Consider the following 17,272-nt stretch of genomic DNA (forward strand, 5'->3'; position numbering starts at 1 on the left):
TATTATCTATTTATAGACTGAGAATGTTCTGTATTTCTCAGGTAATTTCAGTTTTATAGTATTACATTAATCAAGTATTTATGAGAAATGTTCCATTTTCTCCCCCCGATATAACGGAGGCGGAGATTGCGGAGGTATGCGATGCCTTGCGGTCCGGATGGATTACAACCGGTCCCCGGACTAAAGAGTTTGAGAGGTTGATTGCGATGTGTTGCCAGACACGTACTGCGGTGTGTCTAAATTCGGCGACAGCTTGTATGGAGCTTATTTTACGGGTGTTGGGGGTGGGACCCGGTGATGAAGTGATTACTTCTGCTTATACATATACTGCGACGGCGAGTGTTACTTGTCATGTGGGCGCTAAGGTGGTGTTGGTGGATACTGCACCCGGTTCGTTTGAGATGGATTACGATAAGTTGGCGGATGCTATTACAGAACGAACGAAAGTGATTATTCCTGTGGATTTGGGCGGTGTGGTTTGTAACTATGGCAAGGTGTTTGCTGCCGTGGAAAATAAGCGTTCCCTGTTTCGCCCGGCTAATGAGATACAGAAGGCTTTTGGGCGGGTGATTGTTCTGGCGGATGCGGCCCATGCGTTTGGAGCGCAGTGGCATGGAAAGATGTGTGGGGAGATTGCGGATTTTACTTCTTTTTCATTTCATGCGGTGAAGAACCTGACGACAGCAGAGGGGGGAGCTTTGACCTGGCTTCCTATTCCGGGGATAGAGGATGAATGGTTGTATAAGCAGTTTCAATTGTTGTCGCTTCATGGGCAGAATAAGGATGCATTGGCGAAAACGAAGCTCGGAGCGTGGGAGTATGATATTGTGGCGCCTAATTTTAAGTGTAATATGACTGATCTTATGGCAGGACTCGGTTTGGCGCAATTGAAACGCTATCCGGAGTTGTTGTGGCGTCGCAGGCAGATTATCGGGCGGTATAATGAGGCGCTGAAAGATTGCCATGTGCAGGTGCTTGACCATTACGGTGACGATCATTCTTCCAGCGGGCATTTGTATTTGGTGCGATTGCTGGGGAAAGATGTGCGGGAACGCAATGCTGTGATAGAAGAAATGGCGGCACGGGGTATTGCCTGCAATGTACATTACAAGCCTCTGCCGATGATGACGGCCTACAAGGCTCTCGGTTTCGATATTGCGGATTTCCCGAATGCTTATGATCAATACCGCAATGAGGTTACTCTTCCTTTGCATACCTGCCTGAGTGATGACGATGTGAATTATGTCATCTCTAATTTTGTAGATATTATCTCAAAGTAATTTTTTCTTGAAACGTGTTTTCGATGTATTGGCGAGCGGTCTGGGACTGCTTGCTCTCAGTCCTGTATTCCTGATATTGGGCATTTGGATTAAGTCGGATTCCAGAGGACCGGTGTTCTACCGTCAGGTACGGGTGGGACGTTATAACCGGGATTTCCGGTTGTTTAAATTCCGTTCGATGCGTGTGGGATCTGATAAAAAGGGACTTATTACGGTCGGAGGACGGGACCCGCGGGTGACACGTTCGGGGTATTTTATCCGGAAATACAAACTGGATGAGTTGCCTCAACTGATTAATGTGTTCCGGGGGGATATGAGTTTGGTGGGACCGCGTCCGGAAGTGCGGAAATATGTGGAGATGTATACTTCGGAACAGTTGCATGTATTGGACGTCCGTCCGGGGATAACGGATATGGCTTCAATACGTTATCGGAATGAGAATGAATTGCTGGCGGAGGCGGAAGATCCGGAGGCATTTTATGTGAATGTTGTTATGCCGGATAAGTTGAAGATTAATCTGGAGTATGTTGCCAAGCATTCGTTCGGGTTTGATATGAGGCTGATTTTTAAGACGATTATGGAAGTTATTTTGAAATGAGCGTGAGGAAAGTATTGCGGGCGATAGGGAAGGTGTTGCTGTTCCTGTTGGTGCCCCGGTGGTGTTTGTGGGAGTGAGCCGGCAAGGACTCGGTCGGTACAGGGGACGATGATTTTTTATAATCATCGTCCCCTTTTTGGGTTTTATCGGGAGAAAAATGGGGGCGGGTTGAAAAAGTAACGGAGAATGTGTACATTTGCAAGAATTTATAAGTGTTGCAGAAAATGAAAGGTATCGTTTTGGCCGGAGGTACGGGAACGCGCTTGTTTCCCATGACGAAGGGGGTTTCCAAGCAATTGCTGCCGGTGTATGACAAGCCGATGATTTATTATCCGGTTTCCGTCCTGATGTTGGCGGGAATCCGGGAGATACTGATAATTTCTACGCCGCAGGATTTGCCGGGGTTCCGGCGCTTGCTGGGGGACGGGGCGGATTACGGCGTGCGTTTCGAGTATGCGGAGCAGCCCCGGCCGGAAGGACTGGCACAGGCTTTTTTGATAGGGAAGTCGTTTATCGGAGAGGAGGATGTCTGTTTGGTGCTGGGGGATAATGTTTTTTACGGACAGTCGTTTACGTCGATGCTGGAAAAGGCAGTGAAGACGGTGGAGGAAGAGCGGAAGGCGTCTGTGTTCGGCTATTGGGTGCGCGATCCGGAGCGTTACGGCGTGGCGGAGTTTGATGAGGCGGGGAATGTGTTGAGTATCGAGGAGAAGCCGTTGCAGCCGAAGTCCAATTATGCGGTGGTGGGGCTTTATTTCTACCCGAATGCGGTGGTGAAAGCGGCGGAAGGGGTGCGGCCTTCGGAACGCGGCGAGCTGGAGATTACAAGCGTGAACCGCTATTTTCTGGAGAAGGGATGGCTGAAGGTGCAGGTGCTGGGGCGCGGTTTTGCGTGGTTGGATACGGGGACGCACGATTCGTTGTCGGAGGCTTCTACTTTTGTGGAGGTGATAGAGAAAAGACAGGGACTGAAGATCGCCTGTCTGGAGGAGATCGCTTTGCGGAAGGGCTGGATCGGTCCGGCGAAGATGCGGGAGCTGGCGCAGCCGATGCTGGGCAATCAGTACGGGCGTTATTTGGTGGACCTGGCGGCGGAATTTGAAAAGAAAAGGAATTGAGCGGATATGAGTACGGGTGTTTTGGAGACGGAAATAGCGGGGGTTTTTGTTGTGGAGCCCCGGGTTTTCGAGGACAGCAGAGGCTATTTTTTCGAGAGTTTTTCCCAGCGGCGTTTCGAGGAGACGGTCGGGAAAACGGTTTTCGTGCAGGATAACGAGTCCAGATCGTCTTACGGAGTCGTCCGCGGGCTGCATTATCAGTTGCCGCCGTATGCCCAGGCGAAGCTGGTCCGGGCTGTCAGGGGGCGGATATGGGATGTGGCGGTGGATTTACGCAGGGGGTCGGCTACTTTCGGCAGGTATGTCGGCGTGGAGCTGACGGAGGAGAATAAGCGGCAGTTCTTCATACCCCGGGGATTTGCCCACGGGTTCGCAGTGTTGAGCGGGGAGGCCATTGTGCAGTACAAGTGCGACGCTTATTATGAGCCGCAGGCGGAGGGGGGGATCCGTTTCGATGATCCGGAGCTGGCTATCGACTGGAGAATTCCGCGGGAGGAAATGGTTTTGTCGCCGAAGGATCTGAACCGTCCCGGTCTGCGGGATGCGTATGTATTCGATGTGTAATTTGTGAGTTATGAATATATTGGTTACCGGAGCCGGCGGACAGTTGGGAAGCGAGTTGAGGAAGATCGGGTTTTCCCCGTTGGACGAGGTGTTTTTTACGGATGTGGCGGAGCTGGATATTACGGACAGGAAGGCGGTGGAAAACTATGTAAGCCGGAATGAGATAGACACGATTGTGAATTGTGCCGCTTATACGGCGGTGGACAAGGCGGAGGAGGAACCGGAGAAGGCGGAGCTGGTCAATGTGAAGGCGGTGGAGAATCTGGCGGAGGTGGCGGAGAAGGAGGGGTGTCTGCTGGTGCATGTCTCGACGGATTATGTTTTTGACGGGACGGCTTCGGAGCCTTATACGGAGAAGAGTCCGGTGAATCCGCAGACGGTGTACGGACGTACGAAGCTGGCAGGGGAGCGGGCGATCAGGAAGTCGGGATGTCTGGCGATAATCGTGCGCACCGCCTGGCTGTATTCGGAATTCGGCGGTAATTTTATGAAAACGATGCTGCGTCTGGCGGGGGAGAAGGGAGAGCTGCATGTCGTGTGCGATCAGGTGGGGACTCCCACTTATGCAGCGGATTTGGCGGCAGCGATCGTGCATATGCTGGCGGATGAGAGCGTGGCGGACAAGACGGGGATTTATCATTTTTCCAATGAGGGAATTTGTTCGTGGTGCGATTTTGCCCGGGAGATCATGCGGTTGAGCGGGAATAAATGTACCGTGAACGGGATAACGACGGCGGAGTATCCGGCGAAGGCGCACCGCCCTGCTTATTCGGTGCTGGACAAGACGAAGATTAAGCAGACTTTCGGGGTGGCGGTGCCGGAATGGAGGGAGGCGCTGGAGAGGATGATGAGGACGAGGGATGAGGTGTAAATGCAATTTCAGGAGATATGAAGAATATATTGGTTACCGGAGGGGCGGGGTTTATCGGCTCCCATTTGGTCCGCCTGCTGGTGAATAAGTATCCGGAGTACCGGATTGTGAATCTGGACAAGCTGACGTATGCGGGGAACCTGGTGAATCTGCGGGATGTGGAAGGGTGTCCGAATTATGTGTTCGTGAAGGCGGATATCTGTGATTTTCCGGCGGTGCAGCGGATTTTTGAGGAGTATGAGGTGGACGGGGTGATACATCTGGCGGCGGAGACGCATGTGGATCGTTCTATCAGGGATCCGTTCGCTTTTGCCCGGACGAATGTGATGGGTACGCTGACGCTGTTGCAGGCGGCGAAGTCGATATGGGAGGGAAATTATGACGGTAAACTGTTTTACCATGTCTCTACAGACGAGGTGTATGGGTCGCTGTCTGTGGACGGGGGCTTTTTTACGGAGAGGAGCAAGTACGACCCCCATTCTCCCTATTCGGCTTCCAAGGCTTCGTCCGACCATTTCGTGCGGGCTTACCATGATACGTACGGTCTGCCTGTGAAAATCTCCAACTGTTCGAATAATTACGGGGCGTATCAGTTCCCGGAGAAGCTGATCCCGTTGTTTGTCAACAATATCCGTCATAACAGGCCGTTGCCGGTGTACGGGAAGGGCGAGAATGTGCGGGACTGGCTTTATGTGGAGGACCATGCCCGGGCGATCGATTTGATTTTCCATAAGGGAAAGGTCGGAGAGACGTATAATATCGGCGGTTTCAACGAGTGGAGAAACATCGATCTGGTCAAAGTCGTTGTTCGGGTTACCGACCGTTTACTGGGACGTCCGGAGGGGGCTTCATTGTCGCTGATTACGTATGTTACGGACCGGGCTGGTCACGATGTGCGCTATGCCATAGATTCCACGAAGCTGAAGGAGGAGCTGGGATGGGAACCTTCGTTGCAGTTCGAGGAGGGAATCGAGAAAACCGTGAAGTGGTATCTGGAGAATCAGGAGTGGCTGGACGGCGTGACGAGCGGGGAGTATGAGAAGTATTACGAGAATATGTATGGGGGGAGAAGTTGAAAAGGGTAAAAAAGTTGAAGGGTAAAAAAGTTGAAAGGGTTGAAAAGGTTGAAAAGGTTGAAGGGTTGAAAAGGGATTGACTTTTTTGGTTATCTTTGCAGGTGTTTGGGGGAGTGAAGGGAAAGTTATCGGTTATTAGTAAAAAAGAAGATATAAGAATGATTACAGTTTCGAATTTGGAGATTCAGTTTGGCAAGCGAGTTTTGTTTCAGGATGTGAATTTGAAGTTTACGCCGGGCAATTGTTATGGCGTGATTGGTGCGAACGGTGCCGGAAAGTCTACGTTGTTGCGGATATTGAGCGGAGAGTTGGAGCCGACGAGGGGGAGCGTGCAGTTCGGACCGGGCGAGCGTTTGTCGGTGTTGAAGCAGAATCACTATGCGTATGACGAGTGCACGGTGCTGGATACGGTGCTACAGGGGCATCTGGATTTGTGGAATGTGATGAAGGAGAAGGATGCGTTGTATGCCAAGCCGGATTTTTCGGATGCTGACGGCGTGAGGGCTGCGGAGCTGGAGGAGAAGTTCGCCGAGATGGACGGCTGGAATGCCGAGAGCGATGCGGCGGCTTTGCTGAGCGGACTGGGAATCCCGGAGGAGCTGCATTATTCTTTGATGAAGGATCTGAGCGGTAAGCAGAAGGTGCGGGTGCTGCTGGCGCAGGCCTTGTTCGGTAAACCGGACAACCTGTTGCTGGACGAGCCGACGAACGACCTGGATATCGAGACGGTGATGTGGCTGGAGAATTATTTGTCGAATTACGAGAATACGGTGTTGGTGGTATCGCACGACCGGCACTTCCTGGATGCGGTGAGTACGCACACGGTGGATATAGATTTCGGCAAGGTGCAGCTGTTCGCCGGTAATTACAGTTTCTGGTATGAGTCCAGTCAGCTGGCTTTGCGGCAGGCGCAGGCGAAGAACAAGAAGGCGGAGGAGAAGAAGAAGGAGCTGATGGAGTTTATCCGGCGTTTCAGTGCGAATGTGGCGAAGTCGAAGCAGACGACCAGTCGCAAGAAGATGCTGGAGAAGTTGAATGTGGAGGAGATTATGCCTTCTACGCGCAAGTATCCGGGGATTATTTTTACTCCGGAGCGGGAAGTGGGCGATAAGATTCTCGATGTGAAGAATCTGAGCAAGCAGATCGAAGGGAAGTGGCTGTTCCGGGATGTGGAGTTTACGGTGGAGAAGGGGGACAAGATCGTGTTCTGGTCGAAGGATCCGCGGGCCATGACGGTGTTGCTGGAGATTATCACCGACAATATGAAAGCGGATTCGGGTACGTACAATTGGGGCGTGACGGTGACGAGCGCTTACCTGCCGATGGACAATTCCGCTTATTTCGATACGGATATGAAGCTGATAGACTGGCTGGGGCAGTTTTCGACGGATACCAGCGAGACGTTTCTGCGGGGCTTTCTGGGTAAGATGCTGTTTTCCGGAGAGGATATATACAAGAATGTGAAGGTGTTGTCGGGAGGGGAGAAGATGCGTTGTATGATTGCCCGGATGATGCTGAAGAATGCCAATGTGCTGGTGCTGGATTCGCCTGCCAATCACCTGGATCTGGAGTCTATCCAGGCGTTCAACAATATGCTGATGTCGTTCAAGGGGATCGTGCTGATGAATTCGCACGACCATGAGTTTATACAGACGGTGTGCAACCGGATCATCGAGCTGACTCCGCAGGGGGTGATTGACAAGCGGATGGATTTCGACGATTATATCACCAGCGAGTCTATCCGCGAGCAGGCAGCGAAGATGTATGAGTAATCTTGTCTTTGTTACATTGATGAAGTGAAATAAAATTTAATATAAAATATGAGTATAGTTTTCTATCGGAAAGATACTGCGGTGTATGCCGTGCAGTATGCTGAGGCTGAAAATTCACTGGATGTCAGTAAGCTGGAATGGCTGTTCGGCGGAGCCAAAAGGTCGAAGGATGAGTCGCTGGCGGGTTATTTTGTGGGACCGCGCCGCGAGATGATTACTCCCTGGAGTACGAATGCCGTTGAAATCACACAGAATATGGGAATCAGCGGCATTCTGCGTATTGAGGAGTTTATCGGGACCGATAATGAGAGGGAGCCGTTCGATCCGATGCTGAAGGCGTTTTACAAGGGGCTGGACCAGCATGTCTTCACGATAGACAAGAAGCCGGATGCGGTGGTGTATATCGAGAATATCCGGGAATACAACCAGCAGGAGGGACTGGCTCTGAATGGGGAGGAGATTGCTTATCTTGAGGGGTTGGCGAAGAAGCTGGGGCGGCCGTTGACGGATTCGGAGGTGTTCGGATTCTCGCAGGTGAATTCGGAGCATTGCCGGCATAAGATATTTAACGGTACGTTCATTATCGACGGGGAGGAGAAGAGCAGCACCCTTTTCAAGCTGATCAAGAAGACTTCGCAGGAGAATCCGAACCGGATTGTATCGGCTTATAAAGATAACTGTGCCTTTATCGAAGGCCCGGAAGCGGTGCAGTTTGCTCCGCATTCGCAGGATAAACCGGATTTTTACGAGACGAAGGAAATAGATACGGTTATTTCCCTGAAGGCGGAGACGCATAATTTCCCGACTACGGTGGAGCCTTTTAACGGGGCTGCGACAGGTACGGGAGGGGAAATCCGCGACCGTATTGCCGGCGGGCAGGCGGCATTGCCGATTGCCGGGACGGCGGTTTATATGACGTCTTATCCCCGGCTGGATGCTTCCCGTTTGTGGGAGCAGAAGATCGATCCGCGGAAGTGGCTGTATCAGACTCCGGAGGATATTCTGATCAAGGCTTCGAACGGGGCATCCGATTTCGGCAATAAGTTCGGACAGCCGCTGATCTGCGGTTCTTTGCTTACTTTCGAGCATGAGGAGGATGGACAGACTTACGGCTATGACAAGGTGATCATGCAGGCCGGCGGCGTTGGATTCGGAAACCGGGAGCAGGCTATGAAGCATACGCCGGAGGTGGGGGATAAAGTGGTGCTGCTGGGAGGTGACAATTACCGTATCGGAATGGGCGGCGGCGCCGTGTCTTCGGTGGATACGGGCGTGTATGCCGGGGCGATAGAGCTGAATGCCGTGCAGCGTTCCAATCCGGAGATGCAGAAGCGTGTCTGCAATGCTATCCGTGCCATGGCGGAGAGCGAGGCGAATCCGATTGTTTCGATTCATGACCACGGAGCCGGAGGGCATCTGAACTGTTTGTCGGAACTGGTGGAGGAGACCGGAGGAAAGATTCACATGGAGAAGCTGCCTGTCGGTGATCCCACGCTGTCTGCCAAGGAGATTGTGGGGAATGAGTCGCAGGAGCGCATGGGACTGGTGATGAAGGAGAAGGATGTGGCTGTCCTGCAGAAGATTGCGGACCGTGAGCGGGCTCCGATGTATGTGATAGGAGAGACTACGGGGGATATGAGGTTTACGTTTGAGAATGCGAAGACGGGAGAGAAACCGATCGATCTGGAGTTGAAAGATATGTTCGGCAATCCCCCAAAAACGATAATGGAAGATAAGACTATCCCTGAAAAATATAGTGATCTGGAGTATTCCGCCGATAAGCTGGAGGAGTATCTGGAGCAGGTGCTGCAGATAGAGGCTGTGGCGTGCAAGGATTGGCTGACGAATAAGGTGGACCGTTCGGTGACGGGGCGTGTTGTCCGTCAGCAGTGCGTGGGACCGTTGCATCTGCCGTTGAGCGATGTGGCGGCGGTGGCTTTGGATTACAGCGGCCATCGGGGGATTGCCACTTCGATAGGACACGCTCCCGTATCGGCGATGGCGGATGCGGCAGCGGGTTCGCGTCTGGCGATTGCCGAGGCTCTGACGAATTTGGTGTGGGCGCCGATCGAGAAGGGGCTGAAGGGTGTGTCTCTGTCCGCCAACTGGATGTGGCCTTGCCGCAAACCGGGGGAGGATGCCCGTTTGTATCGGGCTGTGGAGGCTGCGAGCGAGTTTGCCATCGCTCTGGGTGTGAATATTCCGACGGGAAAGGATTCGCTTTCCATGACGCAGAAGTATGGTGACAAGAAGGTGTATGCTCCCGGAACGGTGATTATTTCCACGGTCGGAGAGGTGAATGATTTCCGGAAGATCGTGGTTCCCGTGTTGAAGAATGACCCGGCCACCGAATTGGTATATATCGATTTTTCATTCGACAGGCTGAAGCTGGGAGGTTCCAGTTTTGCACAGATATTGAACAGGGTGGGCAAGGAAGTGCCCGATGTGAAGGACAGCGACTATTTTGCGAGTGCTTTCGCCGCCGTTCAGGAGTTGGTGGACGGGGGACTGGTATTGGCAGGGCATGATATTTCGGCGGGAGGTATGGTGACGGCGTTGCTGGAGATGTGTTTCGCGGATAACCGGGCGGGGCTGGATGTGGATTTGTCCTGCCTGTCCGAGAAGGATGTCGTCCGGATTCTGTTTGCGGAGAATCCAGGTGTACTGGTGCAGATTGCGGATAAGGATGCCGGGATGGTGTCTGCCGTGCTGGACCGGGCGGGAGTCGTTTACGGATTTATCGGCAAGCCGGGTAAAGCCGGTTGCCTGAGTATCAGGAAGGATGCCGCTTCCTGGGCGCTGGATATCGCTTCTTTGCGTGATTTGTGGTTCAAGACTTCCTATCTGCTTGACCGCAAGCAGAGCGGCGAGGAAAAAGCCCTGGAAAGATATAAGAGTTATAAGCACAGCGAACTGAAATACAAGTTCCCGAAAGGATTTACCGGGAAGCTGGCGGATCTGGGCCTGGATTTGCACCGCAAGGCGAAATCGGGCGTTCGGGCTGCCGTAATCCGGGAGAAGGGATGCCAGTGTGAGCGCGAGACGGCCTGGGCTTTGCATCTGGCCGGCTTTGACGTGAAGGACGTCCACATGACCGATTTGATTAGCGGTCGGGAAACCTTGGAGGATGTGAATATGGTTGTTTTTGTCGGCGGTTTTTCCAATTCGGATGTGCTGGGTTCGGCGAAAGGCTGGGCGGGTGCGTTCAAGTATAATGAGAAAGCCCGTCAGGCACTGGAAAGTTTCTATAAGCGCACCGATACGCTGAGTCTGGGTATCTGCAACGGCTGTCAGCTGATGGTGGAATTGGGGCTGATTTATCCGGATCACAAGGAGATGCCGAAGATGTTGCACAACGATTCCCATAAATTTGAGTCCGGCTTTGTCAGTGTGACGATAGAACCGAACCATTCAGTGATGCTGGAATCCTTGGCGGGCAGCCGTTTGGGTATTTGGATCGCCCACGGTGAAGGGAAGTTCGGTTTGCCGTATGCGGAAAGCGAATATTGTATTCCGTTGAAGTACAGTTATGACGTTTATCCGGCTAATCCGAACGGTTCACCGTTTGCGACGGCGGCTATTTGCAGTAAGGACGGCAGGCATCTGGCGATGATGCCGCATCTGGAGCGTTCGATTGCTCCGTGGAACTGGGCTTATTATGCCGAGGGCCGTGAGGGGGATGAGGTTACGCCCTGGATCGAGGCATTCATCAATGCCCGCCGCTGGATAGAAGCGCATAAATAGTTTTGTCAGACAGTCAGAAAGTATGAAATTGAGTGAGAAAAGAAGCAATATGCTTCACGGCGTTTTGTTGATAGCCCTGTTTTCATGTGCAGCTTTTTATATCGGGGATACGGCTCTTATGCGGGAGCTTTCTTTCAGTCCTCTGATTATCGGGATTATACTGGGCATGCTGTATGCCAACAGTCTGCGTAACCGGCTGCCGGAGACATGGGTTCCCGGTATACTGTTCAGTTCGAAACAGCTGTTGCGTCTGGGAATTATCCTGTACGGGTTTCGGCTTACTTTCCAGAATATCGTGGATGTGGGATTGTCGGCGATTATTATCGATGCGGTGGTGGTCGTGGTTACGATTGCAGGGGGCGTGTTCATCGGTCGGTTGTTGAGGATGGACAAGGAGGTCGCGCTTCTGACTTCTGTCGGAAGCGGCATATGCGGGGCGGCAGCGGTGCTGGGTGCGGAGGCTACGATTAAGAGCAAGCCGTACAAAACGGCGGTGGCTGTCTCTACGGTGGTGATTTTCGGTACGATTTCGATGTTTGTGTATCCGGTGCTTTACCGGAACGGCGTGCTGGAGGTGTCTGCCAATCAGATGGGGGTGTATACGGGAGCGACTTTGCATGAGGTGGCTCATGTCGTGGGTGCTGGCAATGCGATGGGCAAGGAGATTTCCGATGTCGCCATTATCGTGAAGATGCTTCGGGTGATTATGCTGGTGCCCGTGTTGCTGGTTCTCGGCTATTGGGCGTCCTGGGCGAAGAGGAAGCTGCAGGCTGTTTCCGGGACGGATCACGAAGCGTCCGGTAAATTGACGATTCCGTGGTTCGCTCTTGGATTTCTTGCCGTTATCGGCTTTAATTCTTTCGGTCTGCTGCCGGCGGGGGTGATCGATTTTATCAATGCACTGGATACTTTCCTGTTGACGATGGCTATGACAGCGCTGGGTGCGGAAACGAATATCGAAAAATTCAAAAAAGCGGGGGCGAAGCCTTTCGTTTTGGCATTGATATTGTATGGATGGTTGATGATAGGGGGCTATGTGCTGGTGAAGTATGCCGCTCCGTATCTGATGTGAAACAGGAACGATTAATTCTAAAAACGGAAAAATTATGAAACTGACGACACTTTTTTTATGCTTCTTTTTAAGTTGCGGAACCGGCTGGGCGCAGTCCGGTGAAAAGAATTTTATAGACCAGAATTATATAGAGGTGACCGGTACGGCGGAAATGGAGGTCGTGCCCGATGAGATTTATCTCAAGATCGTGCTGAGCGAGAAGGATAAAGGCAAGAAATCGCTGGAGGCTATGGAGAAGGAGATGGTGGCGGTTTTGAAGCAGTTGGGGATAGATGTGCGGAAAGACCTGCTTATCAAAGATTTGTCCAGTGATTTTAAATCGTATTTCCTGAGGCGGACAGCCATACAGACGGAGAAGGAGTATCAGCTTTGCCTGCACGGGGCGGATAAAGTGGGGACTTTGCTCGTGGAATTGGAGAAAGCGGGTATTTCCAATATTTCCGTAGACCGGGTGGATCATTCCCGTTTGGAAAGTTTCCGCCGGGAGGTCAAGATCAATGCCGTCAAGGCGGCGAAGGAAAAAGCGGAGGCTTTCGCAGAGGCTTTGGGCCAGCAGGCGGGCAGGGCATTGTATATCAGTGAAAGCGGCAGCGGTTATTATCCCCGTGCGAATGGTATCGCCAATGTGTCGTTCAAAGCTGCTTCGATGATGGATGAAGCGGCTCCCGTCTTGGATTTTGAGAAGATATTCTTAAAACATTCCGTGTTGGTGCGTTTCGAGTTGAAATAACCGGGGAACCGGTTATCAGGCCGGTTTGCCGGATAAGGTATTTGATATTCAGAAGCTCTTGGAAACAGGGGCTTCTGAATTTTTATGCGCCTATTGAAAATCTTTTTGGAGTTTTGGCCGTAGAATTGAGGTGTGACAGAGGAAGTTTTTTAGACGCAAGGCTATGGCATATATCGATTATTACAAGGTACTCGGAGTTGAGAGGAACGCTTCTCAGGAGGATATACGCAAGGCTTTCAAGAAGCTGGCGAGGAAACATCATCCCGATCTGAATCCGAATGATCCGGATTCCAAACGGCGGTTTCAGGAGATCAATGAGGCGAATGAAGTGCTGGGCGATCCGGAGAAGCGGAAGAAGTACGACCAGTACGGCGAGCATTGGCAGCATGCGGACCAATTCGAGGCTCAGCAGCAGCAATACCGCCGGCAATATGGCGGAACGGGTGGAAGTGACGGTGCTTATTGGTCGGCGGGAGGCGGTTTTTCAGGCGATGACGGGGAGTTTTCCGATTTTTTCGAATCGCTGTTCGGTTCGCGTGGCGGGCATCGCGGCGGACGTTCTGCCGGATTCCGGGGGCAGGATTATAATGCGGAGTTGCAGCTTTCGTTGCAGGAGGCCGCCCGGACGCACAAGCGGGTGCTGACTGTCAATGGGAAAAAAATCCGGATAACGATTCCTGCCGGCGTCGAGAATGGTCAGACAATCAAGTTGGGAGGCCAGGGGGCTTCCGGAATGAACGGCGGTCCTGCTGGCGATCTGTATATTACGTTCGTTATTCCGGATGGCCCTGTTTTTAAGCGTTTGGGGAACGATCTGTATGTGGATGTGCCGCTGAATCTTTATACGGCGGTATTGGGGGGAGAACAGCTGATAGATACGCTGGATGGGAAGGTGAGGCTGAACGTGAAACCGGAGACACAGAACGGCACCAAAGTGCGTTTGAAGGGGAAAGGTTTTCCCGTTTATAAGCAGGAAGGGGTGTACGGGGATTTGATTGTAACGTGGCGGGTGGAGATTCCGACCCGGCTAACGGAGAGGCAAAAGGAACTGTTCCGGGAATTGCAGCGAATCGGTTAAAAAGGAGGATGGTATGGAAACGGATTTGATTATTGTCAGCGAGTATTGCCGGAAGAGTCATGTGGATCCCTCTTTTATTGCTCTTCTGGAAACCGAGGGATTGATCGAGGTTCGGATGATAGAGGGCATACGCTATCTGCCTCTTGCGCAGTTGTGCGATGTGGAGCGCTATATCCGGATGTATTACGATCTTTCTATCAATATCGAGGGAATCGACGCGATACGGCATTTGCTGAGGCGGATGGAAGATTTGCAGAATGAACTGAATTCCTTGCGGAACCGCCTTCGGCTTTACGAAGATTCATTATTATAAAAACCTCCGTATTGTAGCAATACGGAGGCTGATAAATAATTTATTAAGGGGCATATATGTAGTCAATTTCCGGTGCTATTGTTTTGTATTGCGGCATGCACATACCTGATGAAGCACCAATATATGTCGGATCGGAAATATAAAATCTTTTCCCTTCATACTCGTAGGAGTCGCCTTTGATAAAGTCGTCAAGGTTTACAGAAACGCTCTCATGACCGGGAAAACTGAGTAATTGATTTTCTACGCCCAACACATTCCATAGTAGATAAGTGTAAAATATAGAGCGGTCTTCACAATCGCAGGTAGGATAGTATAGCGTCTCCTCAAAGAAATAGGGTTTTTCAAAACCATGGGAAACACTGTCGGTAGCATATTCAAAAGCTTCCTGTACAAAATGCAAAAGCGTATTCACGGCTTCAAGTTGCGGTTGATCTTCAAGTTGTTTCTTGAGTTGCTCCACAATTTCCTTGCGGGTTTGATTGAGAATATTGGAACGTGCATATTCGCCCATCGGCATTTGTGGATAACGATAAAGGAGCTTGAGAATATTGCCGTTTAGTTCACCGGTGACTTCCAGACCTGCACCTGAAAGTTTATAAGGCTGCGGGGTATATGGAAGTGTCAGGCTATCAATCCGCAGGTTAAATCTACTACCGGGATTGGTATTTGCCGGAAGTTCGCAAGTAGACAGCTTCATGGATGCCGGCTTGTTTGTAGATGCCTGTTTGTTCTGGAATGTGAAATAGTTTTGTCCGTTAATTTGGAGATAAGTCCGTCCGTATACCATATCTTGTTCAAACGGTAAGAGCAACACAGCTTCACCGTATTCATTGACACCGATTCTCGCATCATAATTCATATTGGCAAGTATATAGTGCAACAGCGACATGGAAGCATTTCCATGAAGTTCTGCCACATTTTCTATATAAGAGGAAGCAAGTTCATACTTGAGGTAATCGTTTAGAGAAAACTCTTTGGCTTTGGCTTCCAATGCGGGAATCAGTACTGATTTTACATCCGATTCGTCCATAGAGCGCCATGCGGCGGCATAATCAGCAGGTTCCTTGAAAGAATCTGGCATAGCGACAGACATTTCGGGCAGGGAAACAGTCATTCCGTAAAAATCGAACTCTGTAGGAGTGTAGAAGATTGATTGAGGTTTCACAGGTTTGAATACAGGTGCTTGAGAACTCTCTGGTCGTTGTTTTTGGAGTTCTGGAATAGGAGAGGGTAGGGCAACCGGCAGGGGTTGCTGTGTTGACAAACTAGGCACCACAGGAGGAACGGCAGGTTTGGGAACACTATCAGGTTCAAGAGCTTTAAACTGGTCATACTCTTTCCACACGCCTTCGAGAAACTTAGCGTAATTTTCAAGAACATCGGAGCGAAAATCTGAATAGCGTTTTTTTAGCTCTTCTCTGAACTTCTTAAAATCCTGTACTTGAGATTGAGCACTGGCAGAAACAATAACTGCCAGTGCTGCAATACATAATATAAATCGTTTACTCATGTATAATTAGTTTTCAAAACCGGCACGTACAAACGATGCAATTTTTTCAGCATGTTTTTGGGCAACTTCGCTTTCTTTCATTGCATTCTCAAGAGCCCGGATACGTGCTTTGGATGCGGCGCTTTCGCTTACGATGAAATAGCTTTGAACTTCAAAACTACCGTCTCCGTTATCACGGATGATGGAATAACTTTCTGTCATTTCACCTTTTATTTCTTTTTCAACCAGACGCTCGTAAGCACCGTAGAAATGGTCAAATTCTGCCTCGGTTGTGGTACCGTCACCTGCCATATCGCTGACAACACGACCTTTCAGAGAGCTACCTGCCTGTTGAGAATAAGTTATACAAGCATTGTTAATAGCCATTTGGTGACCTACGTTCTTTGATTTACATTTAGGAGCAATACCTACGATTTCCTTACCGTCTTCTCCGAGAGCTTCAAGTTTATCATAGTGAGAAAGAAGGGCAACTTCAAGAGAACGGGAGCTTCCGAGAAGTTTCCAGTTTTCTCTTTCATATTCTTTCATTTTCTCTTTCTTCTCTTTCTTCATGGCTTTCAATAAAGCCTTGTTTTGAGCAAAAGTTTCGGGAGCCGCTATAAAACAGAATACAGCGAGAACCATTAAAATTTTCTTCATAATTAAATAGAAATTAAAGTGTTAAACGATTTATTATTTATTACTGATTTATTTCGATATGCATCACTTTTACCCCCATTTTGCTGTCACGGCGGCGAGAATCGGTTAGCCACCGTGAAAATTCATCGCCCGAAAGCTGCGGAGGCAATTGGGCATCCTGGCGGCTATCGGCCCGGATAGAAAACTTGACAGGGGAAAATACCACATAAACACGGTTACGTTCTACTGGTTGAGAAGCTGTAAAACTAAATTCATCAACGGCAATAGAAGGAAAATAGTTCTGTGAAGCGTCAAAAAATACGTACTCCTTTCCGTGACGCACTTTCACTTCCCCTTGGGCATCTTCGCTGTATGGGAGCAAGCGGTAAGCCATACGGTCTTCTCCGATTAGGTATACCGCAAGATAACCGTCTATCGGACTTTTGAAATAGAGATACATATCATCGCCGTCGCGGAAACGCGTATCTGCAAAACGTACCTCCTTCCCGTTTCGTAATATCCGGGAATCAAAATCAGCCGCTTCATTAGAAATAGCACGGGCTTTGCCCTTTACTGTACATTTTACGATAATATGCCCATCGTCGTCCATAGAAGTTTCGTATACGGGTTCTCCGTCGTCGCCCAGCCATTCACCTTTCACCTCGGTAGCGTTGAGGGAGGAGAAATAAAGCGACTCTCCGTTTTGTGTAACGGTTTCCTGCTGGTAAATATCTTGTGTTACTACGGTTCCGAACTCTTTCGCCAGAGCTTGAAGACGTGCGCCTTCAAGAGCCAGACGCCGGCATTCTGCGGGGGAATGAGAGCCGTCTCCGTAAAACGTATATTCGCCGGAAACAGTCTTGACATTCGTAGGTAATGCTGCCAGGGAGATAAAAGTTATTAATGTGATAAGTGTAACAAGTCGCAT

15 protein-coding genes are annotated in these 17,272 nt (G+C 50.5%); 12 read left to right on the plus strand and 3 right to left on the minus strand.

Annotated features, from left to right (window positions below; all coding sequences use genetic code 11):
- The first annotated feature begins 80 nt into the window (after positions 1 to 80).
- From NFR61_RS00355 to NFR61_RS00410, 12 genes are all read left to right on the plus strand, one after another.
- Positions 81 to 1,280, plus strand: a complete 1,200-nt coding sequence (locus NFR61_RS00355) for a DegT/DnrJ/EryC1/StrS family aminotransferase (protein WP_251619757.1) — start codon at positions 81 to 83, stop codon at positions 1,278 to 1,280.
- A 7-nt stretch (positions 1,281 to 1,287) separates the two neighbouring features.
- A complete protein-coding gene (locus tag NFR61_RS00360; RefSeq protein ID WP_251619758.1) occupies positions 1,288 to 1,878 on the plus strand; it encodes a sugar transferase in 591 nt (196 codons plus the stop codon).
- 224 nt (positions 1,879 to 2,102) lie between these two features.
- Complete coding sequence (gene rfbA / locus NFR61_RS00365; RefSeq protein ID WP_251619759.1) at positions 2,103 to 2,996, plus strand: glucose-1-phosphate thymidylyltransferase RfbA; 894 nt, start codon at positions 2,103 to 2,105, stop codon at positions 2,994 to 2,996.
- 6 nt (positions 2,997 to 3,002) lie between these two features.
- A complete protein-coding gene (rfbC, locus tag NFR61_RS00370) occupies positions 3,003 to 3,560 on the plus strand; it encodes a dTDP-4-dehydrorhamnose 3,5-epimerase (protein WP_251619760.1) in 558 nt (185 codons plus the stop codon).
- A gap of 10 nt (positions 3,561 to 3,570) precedes the next feature.
- Positions 3,571 to 4,431: a dTDP-4-dehydrorhamnose reductase gene (gene rfbD / locus NFR61_RS00375; RefSeq protein ID WP_251619761.1), complete on the plus strand. Its 861-nt coding sequence runs from the start codon at positions 3,571 to 3,573 to the stop codon at positions 4,429 to 4,431.
- A gap of 17 nt (positions 4,432 to 4,448) precedes the next feature.
- The gene (rfbB, locus tag NFR61_RS00380) at positions 4,449 to 5,507 is read left to right on the plus strand and encodes a dTDP-glucose 4,6-dehydratase (protein WP_251619762.1); all 1,059 of its coding nucleotides are present in this window, start codon (positions 4,449 to 4,451) and stop codon (positions 5,505 to 5,507) included.
- A 158-nt stretch (positions 5,508 to 5,665) separates the two neighbouring features.
- Entirely contained in the window at positions 5,666 to 7,279 is a 1,614-nt protein-coding gene (locus tag NFR61_RS00385; protein WP_251619763.1) for an ABC-F family ATP-binding cassette domain-containing protein, read from the plus strand.
- Positions 7,280 to 7,327: 48 nt separating this feature from the next.
- A complete protein-coding gene (gene purL / locus NFR61_RS00390; protein ID WP_251619764.1) occupies positions 7,328 to 11,023 on the plus strand; it encodes a phosphoribosylformylglycinamidine synthase in 3,696 nt (1,231 codons plus the stop codon).
- A gap of 49 nt (positions 11,024 to 11,072) precedes the next feature.
- Entirely contained in the window at positions 11,073 to 12,095 is a 1,023-nt protein-coding gene (locus tag NFR61_RS00395) for a YeiH family protein (protein WP_251619977.1), read from the plus strand.
- 34 nt (positions 12,096 to 12,129) lie between these two features.
- Positions 12,130 to 12,825 (plus strand): SIMPL domain-containing protein, encoded by a 696-nt coding sequence (locus NFR61_RS00400; protein WP_251619765.1) that lies wholly within the window; start codon positions 12,130 to 12,132, stop codon positions 12,823 to 12,825.
- Between the two features lie 163 nt (positions 12,826 to 12,988).
- Positions 12,989 to 13,903, plus strand: coding sequence for a DnaJ C-terminal domain-containing protein (locus NFR61_RS00405; RefSeq protein WP_251619766.1), 915 nt, complete (start codon positions 12,989 to 12,991; stop codon positions 13,901 to 13,903).
- A gap of 13 nt (positions 13,904 to 13,916) precedes the next feature.
- Entirely contained in the window at positions 13,917 to 14,216 is a 300-nt protein-coding gene (locus tag NFR61_RS00410) for a chaperone modulator CbpM (protein WP_251619767.1), read from the plus strand.
- 43 nt (positions 14,217 to 14,259) lie between these two features.
- Here the strand turns inward: NFR61_RS00410 and NFR61_RS00415 are convergent, their stop codons facing one another.
- Genes NFR61_RS00415 through NFR61_RS00425 form a run of 3 tightly spaced genes read right to left on the minus strand, consistent with a single transcriptional unit; the run spans position 14,260 to position 17,272 of the window.
- Positions 14,260 to 15,726 (minus strand): hypothetical protein, encoded by a 1,467-nt coding sequence (locus tag NFR61_RS00415; protein WP_251619768.1) that lies wholly within the window; start codon positions 15,724 to 15,726, stop codon positions 14,260 to 14,262.
- 6 nt (positions 15,727 to 15,732) lie between these two features.
- Positions 15,733 to 16,365: a hypothetical protein gene (locus NFR61_RS00420; protein ID WP_251619769.1), complete on the minus strand. Its 633-nt coding sequence runs from the start codon at positions 16,363 to 16,365 to the stop codon at positions 15,733 to 15,735.
- A gap of 40 nt (positions 16,366 to 16,405) precedes the next feature.
- Positions 16,406 to 17,272 carry a DUF4384 domain-containing protein gene (locus tag NFR61_RS00425; RefSeq protein WP_251619770.1) on the minus strand — a complete coding sequence of 289 codons (867 nt, stop codon included), beginning with the start codon at positions 17,270 to 17,272 and terminating at the stop codon, positions 16,406 to 16,408.

Origin of the sequence: Odoribacter lunatus, from assembly GCF_943193135.1 — a bacterium.
Classification (GTDB): Bacteria; Bacteroidota; Bacteroidia; order Bacteroidales; family Marinifilaceae; genus Culturomica; species Culturomica lunata.